Source organism: Burkholderia sp. Cy-637, from assembly GCF_011753175.1.
GTDB classification, from domain to species: Bacteria; Pseudomonadota; Gammaproteobacteria; order Burkholderiales; family Burkholderiaceae; genus Burkholderia; species Burkholderia gladioli.
This window is the reverse complement of sequence record NZ_VWWC01000316.1, coordinates 1-3399: the sequence shown is the minus strand read 5'-3', so window position 1 is coordinate 3399 and position 3399 is coordinate 1. Positions and strand designations below refer to the sequence as shown.

Here is a 3399-nt window from a genome sequence, read left to right as displayed (position 1 = left end):
ATTGTTCTGGATCATCCGGTACGCCGCCTCGGCGAGCCAGGTCTTGCAGGTTTTCTCGCTGCCGCGCGGCGCGCGGATCACGCGCGTCGGATCGAGACGCGGATCGATGTGCTTGGGATGATTCATGTCGACGGCTCCCTACGAAGGAATGGATGCAAAGGGCTGCACGGTTCGGCGCCTGGCGCGGCCGCGCGGTTGCGGTTCAGAAATGGCCGGTGAAGCGATAACGGCTGCCCGGGTGCCAGAGGTTCGCGATCGAGGCCACCACGCCCTGCGACCAGGTGCGCCGATGCAGCACCAGGCAGGGCTCGGCCTCGCCCATCGCGAGCCGCTCGCGCATCTCGCGATCGGGCGCGGCCGCCTCGATGCGGTACTCGACGCGCTGCAGCGGCGCGACGCGCATCAGGTACTGCGCCGGCGTGACGGCCGTGAAATCCTGCTGCGCATAAGCGCCGGCCACGGCCGGATTGACCCAGCGCTGCTCGAGCTGGACCGGCTCGTCGTTCTCGAAATGCAGCATGGTCGACAGGAACAGGCTCGCGCCCACCGCCACCTGCAGCTCGTCGGCCAGCGCCTCGTCGGCCTCGAGGGTGAGGAGTTCGAGCACCTGGCCTTGGTAGCGATGGCCGCGTGCCGCGATCTCGTCCGAGATGCTGCGGATCGCCACCAGGGTCGACTCGTACTTCGGCCGCGCCACGAAGGTGCCGGCGCCCTGCACGCGCGTGAGGACCTGCTCGGCCGTCAGCTCGCGCAGCGCGCGGTTCACCGTCATGCGCGCCACCTTGAAGTCGCGCGCCAGCTCGTTCTCCGACGGCACCAGGTCGCCTTCGGCCCACTCGCCCGCGTGGATCCGCGCGAGGATGAAGTCCTTGATTTCCTGGTAGGCCGGCGTGCTCATCGCATCACTGCTCCGAGACGAAGGACAGCGGGCTCAGCCGGGCGAACGCGCCGGCACGCACCTGCTCGGTGATCACGGCGATGTCGGGCGCGAAGTAGCGGTCCAGGTCGTAGTGCGGCACGCGCTCGCGGATGGTGGCCATCGCTTCCTGCAGCTTGGGGCTGGTCGCGTGCGGCTGGCGCAGGTCCACGCCCTGCGCGGCGGCCAGCAGCTCGATCGCGATGATCGCGGCGACGTTCTCGGCGATGTCGCCGAGCTTGCGTGCCGCGAAGGTCGCCATCGAGACGTGGTCTTCCTGGTTGGCCGAGGTGGGCAGCGAATCGACCGAGGCCGGATGCGCCAGCGTCTTGTTCTCGGAGGCCAGCGCGGCGGCCGTCACGTGCGCGATCATGAAGCCCGAGTTCACGCCGCCGTCCTTGACCAGGAAGGGCGGCAGGCCCGACAGCGTGGCGTCGATCAAGAGCGCGATGCGGCGCTCGGCCAGCGCGCCGATTTCCGAGGCGGCCAGCGCCAGGTTGTCGGCCGCGAAGGCCACCGGCTCGGCGTGGAAGTTGCCGCCCGACAGCACCTCGCCCGTGTCCGGGAAGATCAGCGGGTTGTCCGAGACGGCGTTCGCCTCGATCAGCAGCACCCCGGCCGCGTGGCGCATCTGGTCCAGGCAGGCGCCCATCACCTGCGGCTGGCAACGCAGGCTGTACGGGTCCTGCACCTTGTCGCAATCCTGGTGCGAGACATTGATCTTCGAGCCCTCGAGCAGGCCGCGATAGGCCGCGGCCGCCTCGATCTGGCCGCGATGGCCGCGCAGTTCGTGGATGCGCGCGTCGAAGGGCTTGACCGAGCCGGCCGCCGCGTCGACCGACAGCGCGCCCGCCACCAGCGCGCTGCGGTAGAGATCCTCGATCGCGAACAGGTTGTCGAGGGCCAGCGCCGTCGAGGCCTGGGTGCCGTTGAGCAGGGCCAGGCCTTCCTTGGCCTGCAGCGTGAGCGGCGCGAGGCCGACCGAGCGCAGGCCGTCGGCCGCGCTGGCGCGTTCGCCGCGGATGAACACCTCGCCGATGCCCAGCAGGGTGGCCGACATATGGGCCAGCGGCGCCAGGTCGCCCGAGGCGCCCACCGAGCCCTTGACCGGGATCAGCGGCAGCACGTCGGCGTTGAACAGCGTGACGAGCGCATTCATCACCTCGCGGCGGATGCCCGAATGGCCGCGCCCGAGGCTCGACAGCTTCAGCGCGATCAGCAGGCGCACCACCGGCAGCTTCATCGGCTCGCCCACGCCGACCGCGTGCGAGAGCACCAGGTTCTTCTGCAGCAGTTCGAGCTGGTCGTGCGGGATATGGGTGCTGGCGAGACGGCCGAAGCCGGTGTTGATGCCATAGGCCGGCTCGCCCTTGGCCGCGATGTCGGCCACCGCCTGCGCGCCGCGGTCGATGGCGGCGAAGCTGGCCGGATCGAGCTCGATCTTGACCGGCTCGCGTGCGATCGAGCGAAGTTGGGCGAGCGTCAGATGGCCGGGGGTCAAGGTGATCATAAGGGCGTCCTGTCTATACAAGTTAGGTGCTGAGCAGTGTAGATGCGCGGACTTGTATAGACAACCCGTTTTCAAAATTCGACGCTCAGGGATTTCCCTAGCGCCGCATACGGGGCGGGATGGGCGCGGACACGCCGGGCCATGCACGCGAAAACGCGGCGCGCGACGGCTTGGAGCCACGCTGGGAAAGGCCTCGGGGGAAAGATGGAACGGCAGGTCACGAGCCTCGGCGGACTGCCGGACGGCAGCCTTGCAAGCTCAGGCGCGACGAAGCATCACGGCGCCAGCGGCTCGCGAGGGCAGCGCCGGGAACGCGACGAGAGGACAGCGGATTGGAAATCGAACCGGAAGCCCGGCACGGGCGAATCGACGGCGCGGCGCGCCAGCCGGCGAGCCGGCAACCGCGCAGAACCGGCCGGCGCCCTATTCGCCCTATTCGCCCTACTAGCCCGCGAGCGGACGCCAGGCGAGGCAAGCCGGATGTCCCGGCGCCGCGTCCACCCAGGCGGCGGTATAGGCCGCCACGCCGCTGGCCGGCGCGGACGAATCCACCACGCAGGGCACCAGTTCGCCGGGCCGCCGCGGATCGAGCACCGAGAACGCCTCGAGCCCGCCCGCGATGCCAACGCCGAGCACCTTCAGCAGCGCCTCCTTGGCGGTCCAGACACGGTAGAAGGCATCGCGCCGCCCGGCCGGCGCGCAAGCCAGCACGGCGGCCTCGTCGGCCGGCGCGAACACCGACTGGCCCAGCGGCGTCCAGTCGAAACCCTCGCGCGGCGCCTCGACATCCACGCCGACGCGGGTCGACGCGCTCCAGGCGATCAACGCGTGGCTGCCCGAATGCGAGACATTGAAATCGAGCGCGGCGGCGCCCGGCGCGCAATCCGCCACCAGCGAAGGGCGCCCCGCCTCGCCGGTGGCGAAACGCAGCGCGGCCGGCGCCACGCCGAGCGCGGCGCCGAGCACCTCGCGC

At 70.3% G+C, this 3399-nt stretch carries 3 protein-coding genes; all 3 read right to left on the bottom strand.

Annotated elements, in window-relative coordinates; all coding sequences use genetic code 11:
* Positions 1-202: 202 nt before the first annotated feature.
* On the bottom strand, positions 203-898 hold the full coding sequence (hutC, locus tag F3J10_RS34910) for a histidine utilization repressor (protein WP_167243988.1): 696 nt from the start codon (positions 896-898) through the stop codon (positions 203-205).
* A 4-nt stretch (positions 899-902) separates the two neighbouring features.
* Positions 903-2426 carry a histidine ammonia-lyase gene (gene hutH / locus F3J10_RS34905; RefSeq protein ID WP_025101567.1) on the bottom strand — a complete coding sequence of 508 codons (1524 nt, stop codon included), beginning with the start codon at positions 2424-2426 and terminating at the stop codon, positions 903-905.
* A 444-nt stretch (positions 2427-2870) separates the two neighbouring features.
* Positions 2871-3399 (bottom strand): 4'-phosphopantetheinyl transferase superfamily protein (locus F3J10_RS34900; protein WP_167243987.1); only part of this gene is annotated, 529 nt, incomplete at its 5' end.

Bases quoted from the DNA above. Each gene is read 5' to 3' on its own strand.
- hutC (WP_167243988.1), bottom strand. From the start codon at position 898: ATGAGCACGCCGGCCTACCAGGAAATCAAGGACTTCATCCTCGCGCGG.
- hutH (WP_025101567.1), bottom strand. From the start codon at position 2,426: ATGATCACCTTGACCCCCGGCCATCTGACGCTCGCCCAACTTCGCTCG.